We start from the raw sequence: 14631 nt of genomic DNA, 5'->3' as shown, positions 1-14631 counted from the left end.
CGCTTCCACCAACGACCCGTACTTTCTCTCCACCCCCACCGCGAACGACACTGACACCTTTCCCTTCTGGAGGGGGCCTGATGCTCCTTTTCCGGCGGGGGGTTCCCCCCCTGCTTTCCCCCCCCCCCACCCCCTCGCTCGCACCGGTGCTCGACCCAGCCGGTGCCTAGACTGGCGATCATGACGAAGCAGCGGTGGGCCGTCGCAGACCTCCCCGACCAGACCGGGCGCACCGTCGTGGTGACCGGTGCGGCCAGCGGGGTGGGGCGCGGCACGGCCACCGCCTTCGCGGCGGCGGGGGCGCGCACGGTGCTCGCCGTGCGGGACGTCGCCGCGGGGGAGCGGGCGGCGGCGGCCATGCGCGGCACGACCGAGGTGCGTCAGCTGGACCTGGCCGACCTGGCGTCGGTGCGGGCGTTCGCGCAGGGGTGGCAGGGCGGGATCGACGTCCTCGTCAACAACGCCGGGGTGGCGATGACCCCGCAAGGCCGCACGGCGGACGGGTTCGAGCTGCAGTTCGGCACCAACCACCTCGGGCACTTCGCGTTGACGAACCTGCTGCTGCCCTCGATCACCGACCGCGTCGTCACGGTGGCGTCCGGCGCGCACAGGGCGGGGGTGCTCGACCTGGACGACCTCGACCTCGCCCGGTCCGGCTACAACCCGGTGAAGGCCTACGGCCGGTCGAAGCTCGCGAACCTGCTGTTCACGCTGGAGCTGGACCGGCGGTGCCGGGAGGCGGGGTCGGCCGTCAGGGCGTTGGCCGCTCACCCCGGTTACACGGCGAGCAACCTGGGGACGAAGGGCCGCAACCGGCACCTCGTCAAGGTCGTGCACCTGGCCGGGCGGTACCTCGCGCAGAGCGAGGAGCAGGGGGCGCTGCCGTCGTTGTACGCGGCGACCCAGGACCTGCCGGGCGCCAGCTACGTGGGTCCGGACGGGAGGTTCGAGCTGCACGGCCACCCCGCGCTGGTCGGGCGGTCGGCGGCGGCCAGCGACCCGGTGCTGGCGCGGCGGTTGTGGGAGGCGTCGGAGCGGCTCACCGGCGTGACGTTCCCGCGGTGCTGACATGGGGGAGGTCCGGTCCGCACCTCGGAGGTGCGGGCCGGACCTCCCCGAGCGTCGCCCTGTGCCCGACGGGCTCAGTCCTCCACGCAGCCCTGCCTGGTGCAGACCACGCCACCGCGGTAGGTGTCGCCTTCCCACAGGGCCACGTAGACGTTGGTGAGTCCACCCGGGTAGTCGCAGTTGAGCCCGACGTTGAACCCCCTGTTCTCGCCGGGTTGTGCCGTTCGCGTCTCGAGAGGTGTCACGCAGTTCGCGGACGTACCGCGGAACCGGCCCTGCTTCTCGGAGGAGCGAGCCCTCAGCTCACCCGGGATGGAGACGCTGCGGTTGTACCACGTGATGGAACCGGAGAGGACGCTCGCGCCGTACTCGATCCGGAAGGGCGTGACCGGGTAGTCGCTCGTGCCGGCGACGCCGATCCCGGGAGCCGCGGCGGCCATCAGGGTGACCGCGCTCAACGTCGCGATGATTGTCTTGCGCATTGTCGTGATCCTTCGTCCGTTCAGCTGGAGCGCGGATTTCCGCACGTTGAACGAACGTAATGAGGCGTTCTACACGGCACCTACACGTGACACCGGGGCACGGCCCTCGCCGTCAACGGCTGGGTTCTTTCTCGTCCCGGTCGGCGCCGAAAGTGCGCACACCGCGCACGACGAACGGCAGCGCTGTGGTCGCGACGAGCGCGCTGATGCTCACCCAGATCGCCGCCGCGATGCCCGCGACCGCCGCGAACGGCGCGGTGAGTGCCAGCCCGACCGGTTCGAGCCCCAGCTGACCCAGGTAGTCCAACGACACCACCCGCGCCAGCACGGTGTCCGGCACCCGCCGTTGCAGGGCGCTGACCCACAGCATCGCGAACAGCGATCCGCCGGCCCCGTAGACCGCCATCAGCAGCGCGAGCACCGGTACCGGGAACCCAGCAGCCAACCCGACGAGCACCGGACCGGCACCCAGCATCGCCAGCAGGGCGACGGTTCCGGGTTCCTTCGGCTTCCACCGCCCGGCCATCAGCGCGCCGCCCACGGCTCCGGCCGCCTGCAGGGACAGCAGCCAGCCGTAGGACCCCAGCTCCCCGCGGGAACGCAGCACGATCGGGGCGAGCACCGCCAGCGGCGCGTGCACGAGCAGGACCTGCACCGCGCCCTGGAGGATGACCGCACCCACCCACGGCTGCCGCCCGACCGCCCGAACCCCCTCCAGCGCCTCCGAGACGGGCGACCGGCCGGACTCGGCCCGGCGCGGCGCGGCGCCGGTCGTCCGCAGGCCGATCAGAGCGACCACCGAGATGAGGAAGGTGGCGGCGTCCACCGCGAACACGACCGACGGGCCGAGGGCGGTGAACAGCGCCGCGCCCACCGGGGGCCCGATGATCAGCGCCACCCGGTTGGTCACGCCGTTGAGCCCGTTCGCCGCCTGCAGGTCGTCGTCGGGCACCAGCGAGGGGAGCAGGGCTCGCGCCGCCGGTTCGAACATGGCGCCGCCGACCCCGAGCACGAACGTGATCACCATCAGCGTCGGGACCGCCGCACCGGAGCCGACGGTGGCCAGCACCAACACGGCCACGAGCCGGACGACGTCGGCGAGCGTCATCAGCAGCACCCGGTCGCCCCGGTCGCCCAGCATCCCGCCGACCACCACGAACAGGATCAGCCCTGCGCTCTGCGCACCGAGCACCCAGCCCAGCGCGCTGGCCGGCCGGTCACCGCCCAGGACCAGCAACGTCAAAGCGACCGGTGTGAGCCCGTTTCCCAGTGGGCTGAACACCTGCCCGGTCCACAACCGCCGAAATCGCCGATGCCGGAGCGGGTGGAAAGCCTTCGGCAACCGCATGCGCGGGATCATGCCACCGCCGAATGATCGTCCTCCGGAACCGAACCGATCGAGAGTTCCTGACGTCCGATGAAATTGATGCACGTGCGGATGTCGTTCGGGGAGCCGTGCCCTGCGCAACCGCGACCACGTGCGGTGGCTGGTCGACGGCCGGCTCGGGTGACGTCGTGCTCAGCCGAGCCGGACGTCGTGCCGGGAACGGGCGTTGAGCTTGCGGCGGACCTTGACGACGTACTCCTCGACCGTGCGGCGGGAGAGGAACAGGGCCTGGGCGATCTCCCGGTTGGTGTGGCCGCCCACCAGGAGGCGGGCCACGTCCTGCTCGCGCGGGGAGAGGTCGTCGCCGTAGCCGCGTCGCCCACGGTAGGACGGGGTGGTCGCGCCGGTGCTGCGGATGCGGTGGCGGCAGCGCGCGGCGTCGACCGTCGCCCCCAGCGACTCGTAGGACCGGGCGAGGGCGTCGAGCACGCCGGCCGGGGGAGTGTCGCCCTCGGCCTGCTCGGCGAGCTGGGTGACCCGGTAGGGCAGACCCAGCTCCCGGTGCAGGTCGATCGCCTCGCGGTAAAGGTGGTCTGCCTCTGCGCGGTCCCCGGCCGCGGAGGCGAGTCGCGCCCGGCACGCGGTCAGCGCCGCCTGGGCCAGTGGAGCGTCGGCACCTCGCAGGCCGGCGGTGGTCTCCGCGACGAGCAGCCGCGCGGTGTCGACGCGGCCGAGGGCCAGCAGGCAGTCCACGGCCTGGGGCAGGACGTCGCCCGACCACACCCACGCGTCCTTGCTCCGCAGCATCTCCACCCCGCGGTCGACGTGCGCCTCGGCCGCGGCGGCCTGGCCCCGGCTGAGCAGCATCCCCGCCATGCCGCCCGCCGCCGAGATGCCCACCGGGAAGACCGGGGCGCCTGAGTGCGAACCCGCCGCCAGGAAGGCCTCCTCGGCCCGCACCCACTCACCCCTGGCCGTCGCCAGCCAGCCGCGCGTGAGGTTCAGGTCGGTGGCGAGCAGCAGGTTCGCATAGGTGCCGAGCAGGCGGTCGATCCGCTGGCCCAGCCCCGACCACCGCCCGCTGAGCCAGTCGAGCCGGGCCTCGGTGGCCTCGGCGGTGCCGACGACGTAGGAGGCGCCGGCCCGCTCGGCCAGGTCGAACCCGTGGCGCAGGAACTCCCGTGCCCGCGAGTAGTGCCCGATCCACGAGCACGCGTCCGCCACGTTGCAGTGCGCCCTGGCCAGCTGGTGGACCTCTTCGGGATCGTGCACCTCCGCCGGGGAGGGCAGCTGGGCGATGCGCTCCCAGGTGCTCGGGTCACCGGCGATGAGCCGCCCGCCGAGCGTGGTGGCCAGGACGGCGATGCGCAGGGCCGGGGTGGGCAGGTGGTCGACGACCCCCTCCACCCGGCTGAGCGAGGCGCGGTGCTCGGTGATGGACCCCATCCCCAGGTACGGGCCCGCCGCGGCCGCCATGCCGCGCACGGTGCGTTCCGGTTGCCCGCCGAGCAGGTCGAGGGCGTGGGCGATCTCCTCGGCACCCCGGTCCACCTTCCCGGTCTCGCGCTGCAGCAGCAGTCCGAACCACAGGTGCACCTCGCCCCGGACGTCCGGGTCCAGCCGGTGGTCCGACAGCAGGGCCTCGACCCGCGCGGTCACCACTCCGCCGGGCAGTCCGGTCAGGGCGTAGCCGCACATCCTGGTGGCCAGCCGGTTGGCGTCCCGCGCGCTGGTCCCCGGGTCGGCCAGCACCTCCGAGAGCAGGCCGACCGCGGTGGGCACGTCCTCGACCTCCTCGGCGGCGAGGTCGCCGAAGCGCAGCCACTCGTCCCTCATGCCCGCCGCCTTGGCGTGCACGGCCAGGCGGACAGCCGGCGCGTTGTCCAGTGCGGAGAGCACCGCCACCGCGCGTTCGTGCAGTTCCCGCCTGCGAGGACCGGGCAGCGAAGCGCACACCGCGCGCCGGGCGGTGTTGCACCGGAAGCCGAACCTGTTCGCGGTTCCCTCCACCAACACCCCGGACTCCACCAGCGCGACGAGGTGCTCCGTCGCCGCCTCGGCCGCCACGGCGCAGAGGACGTCCGCGGTCTCCGGCACGCCCAGCACCGCGGCGGCCTCGGCCAGCGATCGGGCGGCGCCGGACAGGGCGCCCAGCCGCTCCCGAACCGCATCCGCCACGAGGACCGGCACGTCGAGTCCGGCCACGACCTCCCGCGCGAGATCGCCTTCCGCGCGCACATCGCGCACCGGGTCGCGCAGCGCGCGAACCGTTTCCTCCACCACGAACGGAATTCCGGCCGTCTCGTGCAGGACGGCGTCGGCGAACGCCGCCGAGGTGATCTCGGCTCCCACGAGCGCGTCGGCCATGGTCCGCACGTCCACCGCGTCGAAGGGGCGCAGGACCAGGTCGAGCCCGTGCGGGACGTGCACGACCTGGCCGAGCGGAGCTGTGGTGGGCAGGTCCTCGCGGCGGTAGGTGACCACCACCGACAGGTCCGGCGGCGGGGTGCCCAGCACGAACCGCAGCACCCGGCGGGTCTCCTCGTCCGCCCAGTGCAGGTCCTCCAGCACGAGGACGGTCGGCCCCAGGCAGCGGAGCAGCTCCCGCACCGCGCGGAAGACCCGGTGCCGCTCAGCCGCGGGATCGGGCAGGGGACGCGGCGCGGGCGGCAGCAGGTCGGCGAGCTCGGGCAGGTGGTCGCGCAGCGCGCCGGTGACGGGACCGGGATCGGCCAGCCGGTCACCGCACCGGCTGAGGCAGTCCAGGAGCACCCCGTACGGGAACGGCTCCGGCAGCGGCTGGCACGCACCCACGACCACCCGCGCGTCCCCGTCCCAGACCGCGGCGAACTCGGCCATCAGCCGCGTCTTGCCCACCCCGGCCTGGCCCTCCACGAAGACCGCGGCCGGCGCGTGCCGCACGGCGTCGAGCAGGGCGGCCAGCTCCGCGTCCCGGCCGACCAGCGGTACCGACCCGGACCGGACGGAGAGCGGGCGCACCCCACCACGTCCCATGCCTGCTCGCTCCTGTCGACGGCCCACCCGCAGCGGAACTCCCGCCAGGCTAGGTCGGTCGAGCGGGCACGGTAAACCCCGCGAAATGGAACGCCGTCGACCACGTGTCTTTTCCCGTACCCCTACGGGTCCCAGCCACACTTGTTCACCCCGTCGCCCAGGCCGAATGGTGGTTGCCGAGCGGCCCGACGTCTCGAGCCCCTGCCAGCGGCCGCTCGAAACGCGCGATGGAGGAACAGATGCAAGAGCGCAGAAAGCGGTGGGCGGCAAGCCTGGTCACGGTCGTGGTCGCCACCGCCACCGTGGCGGCCACGGCGGGCCAAGCCGTGGCGCAGCAGCCGGAAGCCGCTGTCGCCCAAGCCGAACGGCACCACCCCGGGCAGTACGTGGTGGTGCTCAAGGCCGAGGCCCGCGCGGCTGCCGGGGGCCAGGCCGAGGCGCTCACCCGGCGCTACGGTGGCCGCGTGACCGACACGTACTCGGTCACCCTGAACGGTTTCGCGGTCCGCGACCTGTCCGAGCAGCAGGCACGGCGGCTGGCGGCCGACCCGTCGGTCAGGTCCGTGCACCAGGACGGCACCAGCACGGCCACCGGCGAGCAGCCGAACCCGCCGTCGTGGGGTCTGGACCAGGTCGACCAGCGCACCACCGCCCTGGACAAGAAGTACGCCTACCCCAACGAGGGCGAGGGCGTGACCGCCTACGTCATCGACTCCGGGATCAGCATCCAGCACCCCGAGTTCGAGGGCAGGGCGAGCCACGGCTACGACCTGCTCGACAACGACGCCGACGCGAGTGACTGCTACTGGCACGGTTCGCACGTGGCCGGCACGATCGCGGGCAAGACCGTGGGCGTGGCGAAGAAGGCCAAGGTCGTGGCCGTGCGCTCGCTGGACTGCCGGGGCTCCGGCCCGGACTCGGTCACCGTCAGCGCCATGGAGTGGGTGGCCAAGAACGCGGTGAAGCCCGCCGTGGTGAACCTGAGCCTGGGCATGGACGTCCTCGGCGTCGGTGACGAGCAGGTCAAGGCGATGGTGGCCAAGGGGCTCGTGGTGGTGGTCTCCGCCGGCAACAACGGCGAGGACGCGTGCGGGGTCAGCCCGGCCCGCGTCCCCGAGGCGCTCACGGTCGGCTGGTTCAACAAGGACCGCACGCGCGGCGGGAACTACGGTCGCTGCGTCGACCTGTTCGCTCCGGGTGGCAACATCCACTCCAGCGACAACGCCGGGTCCTTCCGCACCGCCAGCGGCACCTCGATGGCCTCACCGCACGTGGCGGGCGCCGCCGCGCTGTACCTGTCGGCCCACCCCGGCGCGACCCCGCAGCAGGTCGGCGATGCGCTGGTGCGCAGCGCCACCCCCGACCTGGTCAGCAATCCCGGGACCGGCTCGCCCAACAGGCTGCTCTTCGTCGGTGACGTCGGCGGCGGCACCCCGCCCCGGTGCGGAGCCAGGAGCAACGACGAGGACGTGGCGATCCCCGACGCGGGTACCGCGGTCGGCACCTCGGTGACCCAGGACTCCTGTGACGGCAAGGCTTCTGCCGCGCTGTCGGTCCGGGTCGACATCGACCACGGCTACACCGGGGACCTCGCCATCGGTCTCGTCGGACCGAGCGGGACGGCCTACCCGCTCCAGCGCGCCGGCGGTGTCGGCGAGTCCGGCGGCGTGCACCGCAGCTTCACCGTCGACGCCTCGCGCGAGGAGGCCAACGGCACCTGGCGGCTCCTGGTGACCGACACCTACCGGTTCGACACCGGCACGCTCACCGGCTGGTCCATCACTTTCTGACCGAAGTGGACGGACAACGTCCTCCGGCTCGATCACACCCCTGCACCGAAGGAACACGATGAGAACACCACGCTTCGCAGCGGTACTCACCCTGGCACTGGCCGCGGTGACCATGCCCGTCGTCACCGCGGCGGGCGCCACGCCCGCCGGCGGGACCAGCACCGCGGCGACCCCGACCGACCAGCTGCGCCCCGGTGGCGCCGGAGCCCTGATCGTCAACGGGGAACGCACCACCGTGAAGGAACACCCGTTCGTCATCGCCGGCATGCGCGTCGGTGGCAACGGCCCGCAGGGGCAGTCCTGCACCGCCTCGGTGGTCGGCAAGCGCAAGATCCTCACCGCGGCGCACTGCATGGTCGACGCCACCGGCGCCAAGAGCTACGTCTACGGCGACGACGACCTGAACACCCCCGGCGACGAGATGTTCCGCACCGCCGTCGAGTCGTTCAAGACCCACCCCGGCTACACCGGCTCCGGCGGCTGGCGCACCGGCTATGACGTCGCTGTCGTCACCACGGCCGACGACCTGCCGGTCCCGCAGAGCCAGTGGGCCGCGGTGGCCGGCTCGGGGGACAGCGCCCTCACTCGGCCGGGTAAGTCCGGCTTCTCCCTGGGCTACGGCAAGACCTCCTCGGCCGGCGGGTCCGGCGAGCTGCGCAAGACCACCCTGCCGGTCAACGACCCCGCGGGCTGCCAGGTCTTCGACATCAGGGTCAACGGCGACCTGATGGTGTGCACCGGCTACGACGACGGGCGCACCGCCAACTGCTCGGGTGACAGCGGCGGTCCGTTCATCGTGGACGGCGTGATCGTCGGCGTCTCGTCGTGGGGTGCCAGCGGCTGCAACCGCTACAGCATCATGGCGCGGCTGACCAACTCCATGGGCGACTGGGCCAAGGGCGAGATCGGCGGCGGTACCCAGCCCGGCAGGTTCGCGGTGGCGTTGTCGCCGTCCTCCGGCAAGGCCGAGCCCGGCAAGCACGTCTCCACCAGCGTCACCACCACGGCAGGCGACCAGGGCCCGGAGAAGCTGGAGCTGAGCGCGTCCGCCCTGCCCGCGGGAACGACGGCCACGTTCCAGCCCGCGGCCGTCAACTCCGGTGAGGTGGCCAAGCTGACCCTCGCGACCTCGGCCACCACCCCGGCGGGCACGTACAAGGTCACCGTCACGGCCAAGGGCACCGCGGAGTCCAGGACCGCCGAGTACACGCTCACCGTCGGCAGCGGCACCGTGAACGGCCCCACGCCCTCGGTGTCGCCGAACTCCGGCAGCGTCCCGCCAGGTGGCTACGCCACCGCGACGGTCACCGTCACCGGTGGCACGGGCACCATCCGGCTCACCGGCGCCGGCCTGCCCAACGCGCCGATGTTCACCCCGCAGACCGTCAACCCGGGCGGCACCACCCGGATGACGCTGATGGGCCCGTACCAGCGCGGCACCTACAGGGTGACCGTCACGGCGACGGACAGCGCGGGCAAGACCGGAACCGCGGAGTACACCCTCACCGTTCGCTGATCTCCCCACGGGGAAAGGTCTTGCGAACACGGGAGCCCGTGACGGCCTGTGCCGCCACGGGCTCCCCTCGTCGAACAGGATCTCGCTCAGTCCGTGCGGAGTTCTACTGGCAGCTGCCGTTCGACTCCGCCAGACCCGTTCCCGAGCCTGCCGTGCGGCTCACGACACCCGGAACGCAGGTGGCCTGGTCGAGGGTGAAGGCGTAGGGCACAGAGACGGTCGTGGTGGACTTGACGTCGGGCCCGGCGGGCCTGTGGTCGCTGCTCGGGGCGGACCACGTCACGGTGTCGAAGACGTTGCCGCTGACCTGCCAGTAACCGGCCTCCGTGGTGTAGAAGGTGCCGAGGACGTCGCGGGAGTTCTTGAAGTAGTTGTTGTCCACCTTGGCCTTGGCGCCGGCCCGGGAGTTGATGCCGGACTCGTTCAAGCTCACGTAGTGGTTGTTGTACATGTGGGCGATGCCGCCGCGCAGCAAAGGCGCCCGGGAGTCGATGTTCTGGTACAGGTTGTGGTGGTAGGTGATGAACCCGTTCGAGCGGTCGCTCTCGCTGGACCCGACCAGACCGCCGCGACCGGAGTTGCGCAGGGTGCTGTAGGACAGGGTCACGTACTGGGTGTTGTTCTTCATGTCGAACAGGCCGTCGTAGCCCTCCGACTCGCCACCCGAGGCCAGGAGGTCGACGTGGTCGACCCAGACGTTGCGGACGTTGCTCTCCATCCCGATGGCGTCGCCGCCGTTCGAGGTGGGGGAGCCCGACTTCTTGACGTTCCTGACCGTCACGTTCCGGATGATGATGTTGCGGGACTCGCGGATGTGGATGCCCAGCTGGTCGAAGACGGCTCCGCTGCCGACGCCGATGATCGTGACGTTGCTGATCCGCTTGAGCTCGATCACGCCGGCGGCGGTCTCGCAGCTGCTGCCGGAGACCTTGGCGGTGTTGCCGTGGTTGATCGTGCCCGACACCTCGATGACGATCGGCGTGCTGCTGCTCGCGCGGCCGCACAGGGCCTGGTGGATCTGGGTTCCCGTGGTGGCCCGGACCGTCGCCCCGCCCTGTCCGCCGGTGGTCCCGCCGTTCTGGGAGGCGTAGCCGGTCGCGGTGCCGGCCGCCGCCGACGCCGGTGACGTCACCAGCACCGCGCCGGTCGAGGTCGCGACGGCCACCGCGGCCACGACAGCGGAGATCCGCCGTGCGACTGGTCGTTTCATTTGTCCTCCTGCGTCTTCGAAGATCGGACGAATTCATCGAAATGACGCTGATCGCTATGGCGGTGGGAGTCAGCGTAGCTGGCGGCGCTTTTGTCGAGTATTGCGCAACAGCGCGTGCTGAGCAATAAAATTCACGGTCATGAACTCGAAGCCCCAGTCGTGCGGGTCGTACGGATGATTCATGAATATGAACGATTCGATTTTCCGCAGCCTGGAGGACGTGATTTCGCCTGTTCGAATCGAACAGGACGCGCTATTCGACGCGTGCGCCCGGCACCTCGTCCAGGTATGCCTTGGCCTGCAACGTGAACAGCTCGGCGTACCCGGCCCCGGCCGCCATCAGCTCCTCGTGCGTCCCGTACTCGGCGACCTTCCCGTGCTCCAGCAGCAGGATCCGCTCCGCCTGCCGCACGGTGGAGAACCGGTGCGAGATGTAGAGGGTCGTGCGGCCTTCCGAGAGCTCCCGCAGGCGGGCGAACAGGTCGTGCTCGGCCTGGGCGTCCAGCGCGGAGGTCGGTTCGTCCAGCACCAGGATCGGTGCCTCCCGCTGGAACGCCCTGGCCAGCGCGATCTTCTGCCACTCGCCGCCGGACAGGCTGACGCCCTGGTCGAACCAGCGGCCGAGGGGGCTGTCGTAGCCCTGCGGCAGCCGTTCGATGCGCTCGTCGGCACCGGCGCGGCGGGCCGAGTTCTCGATGTGCGGCCGGTCTTCGAGCCGGGCGAGGTCGCCGAGGCCGATGTTCTCCGCGGCGGTGCCCTGGTAGGTCACGTAGTCCTGGAACATCGCGCTGACGCGGGTGCGCAGCTCGACCGGGTCGTACTCGCGGATGTCGACGCCGTCGAGCAGGATGCGGCCGCCGGTCGGGTCGTAGAGGCGGCACAGCAGCTTGAACAACGTCGACTTGCCCGCGCCGTTGCGGCCCACCACCGCCACCGTCTCGCCGGGGCGGATCTCGAAGCTCACGTCGTCGAGCGCGGGTTCCCCCGCGCCGGGGTAGCTGAAGGTCACCGAGTCGAACTCGATGTGCCCCTCCACGGTGGACGGCATCGGCCGCGGTGCCGGTGGGGCGGTGATCTCCGGCTTGGTGTCGAGGAACCGGTACAGCGTGTCGAGGTAGAGGTTGTTCTCGTACATCCCCGAGAACGCCGTGAACAGCCCCGAGACCGACGCCTGCACCGACGCCGCCGCGGCCGTGTACAGCGCCAGGTCGCCCAGGGTGAGCCGGCCGCCGACCGCTTCCAGCGCGATGTACAGCGTTATCGCCGAGCCCGCGAGGGTGCTCAGCAGGCCCCAGGACGTCGAGCTGACGTTGCGGTTGACCGTGAGCTTGCGCTGCCGCTCGTAGGAGACGGTGCCGAGCCGGCGGAACCGGTCGACGAAGTACGGGCCGAGCCCGAACAGCTTCGTCTCCTTGGCGTAGGTGTCGGTCGTGACCAGCGAGGACAGGTAGTCCATCCGGCGCTTGATCGGCGACATCATGAAGGTCAGCCAGAACGCGCGCGAGCCGTACCTCGACTGCGAGATGAACGCCGGGATCGGCGCCAGCAGCGCGACCAGCGCCAGCAGGGGGCTGATCGAGACGAGCAACGCGATCATGCTGCCGAACGTGATCAGCGTCCGCAGCAGCCCCAGCGCGGAGTTCATCATCGACAACGGCCGGGTGGGCGCCTCCTGCGCGGCCTGGCGCAGCATGTCGTACGACGCGGAGCCCTCGAAGTAGGCGAGGTGCAGGTCGCTGGCGTGGGTCATGACCCGGTGGCGGATGGTCAGCGTCATGCGTTCCTGCAGCAGCGACTGCGCGATCGACGTCAGCGCGCTGCTGACCGCGGTCGCGGCGAGCACGCCGAACTGGAGTGCCGCGACCTTCGCGATGTCCCCGGTGGTGCCGGTGTGCTGGATCGCCGCGACGACGGAGTCCAGCAGCAGCTTCGCGATGTAGGCGGTCGCGGTCGGCAGCAGCCCGGACAGCAGCGTGATCAGCGTCAGCACGACCGTCAGGACCGGGCTGGCCTGCCACGTCAGCTTCGCGACCTTCGGCAGGCCGCGGACGGTGCCCGCAACGGACGTCCTGACCCGCCTGAGGCGGGAGCGCAGGTCCTTCGGTTGCGGCTCCGGTGTCGGTTCGGGGATGTCGACCGGTCCGGTGAGCCCGCTGTCCGGAACGGTCGTGGGAGCGCGCCTGCGGCCACGCCGGCCCAGCAGGAACTCCACGCCGCCCGGCATCATGCGGCCTCCACGGCGCCGTGCAGGAAGAAGTCGACCACCTGGCGCGTGGTGGGCGCGTCGACGTCGGAGGCCAGCCTGCGGCCGCCGAACAGCAGGGTCAGGAACAGGGCGGCGAGCTGGTCGGGTGGCAGGCGCAACCGGTCGGTGTCGGGCACGAACAGCTCGACCACGGCCTCCCGGATCGCGATCATCGACTCGTGCCGCCGGCTCCTGCCGCCGTGCTCCCCGCGGCGGTGGTCGCGGTGCTTGGGACGGCCGGACGCGCGCAGCGCCCCCATGAGCGCGCCCATCCGCTCGAGGTGCGCGCCGAGCGCTTCTGCCGCCTCGACGAGGCGGTCCTCCAGCGGCTGGTCGAGGGGGATCTCGGCGATGGCGTCGAGCACGTGGTCGGGCTTGAGCGCCTCGGCCGTGCAGGCGTCGAACAGCTCGTCCTTGTCCTTGAACGCGCGGAAGACGGTGCCCTCGCCGATGCCGGCGGCGCGGGCGATCTGGCTGCTCGTGACGTTCGTGCCGTGCTCGACCAGCAGCGGCAGCACGGCGTGCACGATCATGGCGCGGCGGTCCTCCGCGCTCATGCCCGGCGCTCGCCGCCGGGCCTCGGATGTCGGTGTCATGCGCCCAGCATGCGGAGTGAGTGCTCACTCCGTCAAGCGGGTTCGCCAGGAGCGGACCGGCCGATCTCGCACGAGTGGTACCTGGTCGCGGTCGAAGCCGGGTTCAACCTGTGGCGCGGGGGAGCGGGCAACGCCATCGAGAGCTCCTCGGTCTCCGTGGACGACCGGGAACCCCGGTGAGCTGCCGAGCCGAGCTGCGTGGTCAGCGCAGCGACCGGAACGTCGTCCGGATCTCCTCGGTGAGGACGCGCGGCTGTTCGAGGGCCGCGAAGTGGCCGCCGCGCTCCAGCTGGGCGTGGTGCAGCACCGTCGTGTACCGCCGCTCCACCCACCGCCGCGACGCCTGCACCGCCTCACCGGGGAAGATGCTGAACCCGGCGGGCACGGGGTTGGGTTCCTGGGCGCCGCCGCCGGTCCTGGCCTCCTCCCAGTAGAGGCGCGCGGACGACGCGGCGGCGTTGGGCAGCCAGTAGAGCATGATGTCGTCGAGGATCTCGTCGCGGTCGATGACGTCCTCGGGGTTGCCGTCGCTGTCGGTGACGTCCTGGAAGAGCGTGTAGATCCAGGCCGCGAGGCCGGCCGGTGAGTCCGCGAGCGAGTAGCCGATCGTCTGCGGGCGGGTGGCCTGTTCGCGGGCGTACGCGCTGAGCTCGTCCTGGTAGCGCTGGGCGCGGGCCACCATCCGCTGCTCTTCCTCGGTCGCCTCGGCCAGTTCGGCGGCGGTGGGGAACACCAGCGGCAGGTTGAAGTGCACGCCCCGGCACCGTTCGGGTGCCCTGCGGGTCAGCTGCTCGACCACGGCCGCACCCCAGTCGCCGCCCTGCGCGAACCAGGTGTCGTGACCCAGCCGCAGCATGAGGGTGGTCCACGCGTCGGCGACGCGGGCGGCGGTCCAGCCCGTCGTGGTCGGTTTGCCGGAGAACCCGAATCCCGGCATTGACGGGATCACGACGTGGAACGCGTCGCGGGCGTCGCCGCCGTGGGCGACCGGGTCCGTCAGCGGGCCGACCAGGTGCCGGAACTCCAGGACCGAACCGGGCCAGCCGTGGCACAGCAGCAACGGCACCGCGTCCGGCTCGGCCGAGCGGACGTGCAGGAAGTGGACGTCGACGCCGTCGATGGTGGTGCGGGACGAGCCGAGGTCGTTGAGGACCTGCTCGGCCCGCCGCCAGTCGTAGCCGGTGGCCCAGTGCTCGCACAGGGCGCGGATGCGGTCGAGCTGCGGACCCTGGCTGCCGTCGGTGACGGTCTCGCGGTCGGGCCACCGGGTGGCGGTCAGGCGGGCGCGCAGGTCCAGCAGGTCGGCTTCGGGGACGGCGATCGGGAACGGCTCCATGGCATGAGCGTAGCCCATAAGTGGAATAAATCTTCAACTTGGAATT

General features: G+C 71.5%; 10 protein-coding genes. 3 read left to right on the top strand and 7 right to left on the bottom strand.

Annotated features, from left to right (window positions below; translation table 11 throughout):
• Window positions 1–180 precede the first annotated feature (180 nt).
• Window positions 181–1068 (top strand): oxidoreductase, encoded by an 888-nt coding sequence (locus ACZ7CD_RS09470; protein ID WP_360396537.1) that lies wholly within the window; start codon window positions 181–183, stop codon window positions 1066–1068.
• A gap of 74 nt (window positions 1069–1142) precedes the next feature.
• Here the strand turns inward: ACZ7CD_RS09470 and ACZ7CD_RS09465 are convergent, their stop codons facing one another.
• The 3 genes from ACZ7CD_RS09465 to ACZ7CD_RS09455 form a co-directional block, all read right to left on the bottom strand.
• On the bottom strand, window positions 1143–1550 hold the full coding sequence (locus tag ACZ7CD_RS09465) for a hypothetical protein (RefSeq protein WP_360396539.1): 408 nt from the start codon (window positions 1548–1550) through the stop codon (window positions 1143–1145).
• 112 nt (window positions 1551–1662) lie between these two features.
• Window positions 1663–2898 carry an MFS transporter gene (locus tag ACZ7CD_RS09460; RefSeq protein ID WP_470378720.1) on the bottom strand — a complete coding sequence of 412 codons (1236 nt, stop codon included), beginning with the start codon at window positions 2896–2898 and terminating at the stop codon, window positions 1663–1665.
• 171 nt (window positions 2899–3069) lie between these two features.
• Entirely contained in the window at window positions 3070–5892 is a 2823-nt protein-coding gene (locus ACZ7CD_RS09455; protein WP_470378719.1) for an ATP-binding protein, read from the bottom strand.
• Window positions 5893–6131: 239 nt separating this feature from the next.
• Here ACZ7CD_RS09455 and ACZ7CD_RS09450 point away from each other — a divergent pair, with 239 nt between their 5' ends.
• Window positions 6132–7682 carry a S8 family peptidase gene (locus ACZ7CD_RS09450; RefSeq protein WP_470378718.1) on the top strand — a complete coding sequence of 517 codons (1551 nt, stop codon included), beginning with the start codon at window positions 6132–6134 and terminating at the stop codon, window positions 7680–7682.
• Between the two features lie 58 nt (window positions 7683–7740).
• Window positions 7741–9198, top strand: coding sequence for a trypsin-like serine protease (locus tag ACZ7CD_RS09445; protein WP_470378717.1), 1458 nt, complete (start codon window positions 7741–7743; stop codon window positions 9196–9198).
• Between the two features lie 103 nt (window positions 9199–9301).
• Here the strand turns inward: ACZ7CD_RS09445 and ACZ7CD_RS09440 are convergent, their stop codons facing one another.
• The 4 genes from ACZ7CD_RS09440 to ACZ7CD_RS09425 form a co-directional block, all read right to left on the bottom strand.
• Window positions 9302–10408 (bottom strand): pectate lyase family protein, encoded by a 1107-nt coding sequence (locus tag ACZ7CD_RS09440; protein WP_360396547.1) that lies wholly within the window; start codon window positions 10406–10408, stop codon window positions 9302–9304.
• A gap of 253 nt (window positions 10409–10661) precedes the next feature.
• On the bottom strand, window positions 10662–12632 hold the full coding sequence (locus tag ACZ7CD_RS09435; protein ID WP_470374184.1) for an ABC transporter ATP-binding protein: 1971 nt from the start codon (window positions 12630–12632) through the stop codon (window positions 10662–10664).
• Entirely contained in the window at window positions 12632–13210 is a 579-nt protein-coding gene (locus ACZ7CD_RS09430) for a TetR/AcrR family transcriptional regulator (protein WP_360396883.1), read from the bottom strand. Before ACZ7CD_RS09430 ends, ACZ7CD_RS09435 begins: the two co-directional genes overlap by 1 nt.
• Window positions 13211–13451: 241 nt before the next feature.
• Complete coding sequence (locus ACZ7CD_RS09425; RefSeq protein ID WP_360396549.1) at window positions 13452–14585, bottom strand: epoxide hydrolase family protein; 1134 nt, start codon at window positions 14583–14585, stop codon at window positions 13452–13454.
• Between the last annotated feature and the right edge of the window lie 46 nt (window positions 14586–14631).

Source organism: Lentzea sp. NPDC036949, from assembly GCF_055608075.1.
Note: the sequence above shows the minus strand (reverse complement) of the source record. Positions and strands in the feature narration are given on the sequence as shown.

Coding starts and splice junctions, on each gene's coding strand:
- ACZ7CD_RS09435 (WP_470374184.1), bottom strand. CDS start 12,632: ATGCCGGGCGGCGTGGAGTTCCTGCTGGGCCGGCGTGGCCGCAGGCGC.
- ACZ7CD_RS09460 (WP_470378720.1), bottom strand. CDS start 2,898: ATGCGGTTGCCGAAGGCTTTCCACCCGCTCCGGCATCGGCGATTTCGG.
- ACZ7CD_RS09450 (WP_470378718.1), top strand. CDS start 6,132: ATGCAAGAGCGCAGAAAGCGGTGGGCGGCAAGCCTGGTCACGGTCGTG.
- ACZ7CD_RS09455 (WP_470378719.1), bottom strand. CDS start 5,892: ATGGGACGTGGTGGGGTGCGCCCGCTCTCCGTCCGGTCCGGGTCGGTA.
- ACZ7CD_RS09445 (WP_470378717.1), top strand. CDS start 7,741: ATGAGAACACCACGCTTCGCAGCGGTACTCACCCTGGCACTGGCCGCG.
- ACZ7CD_RS09425 (WP_360396549.1), bottom strand. CDS start 14,585: ATGGAGCCGTTCCCGATCGCCGTCCCCGAAGCCGACCTGCTGGACCTG.
- ACZ7CD_RS09465 (WP_360396539.1), bottom strand. CDS start 1,550: ATGCGCAAGACAATCATCGCGACGTTGAGCGCGGTCACCCTGATGGCC.
- ACZ7CD_RS09430 (WP_360396883.1), bottom strand. CDS start 13,210: ATGAGCGCGGAGGACCGCCGCGCCATGATCGTGCACGCCGTGCTGCCG.
- ACZ7CD_RS09440 (WP_360396547.1), bottom strand. CDS start 10,408: ATGAAACGACCAGTCGCACGGCGGATCTCCGCTGTCGTGGCCGCGGTG.
- ACZ7CD_RS09470 (WP_360396537.1), top strand. CDS start 181: ATGACGAAGCAGCGGTGGGCCGTCGCAGACCTCCCCGACCAGACCGGG.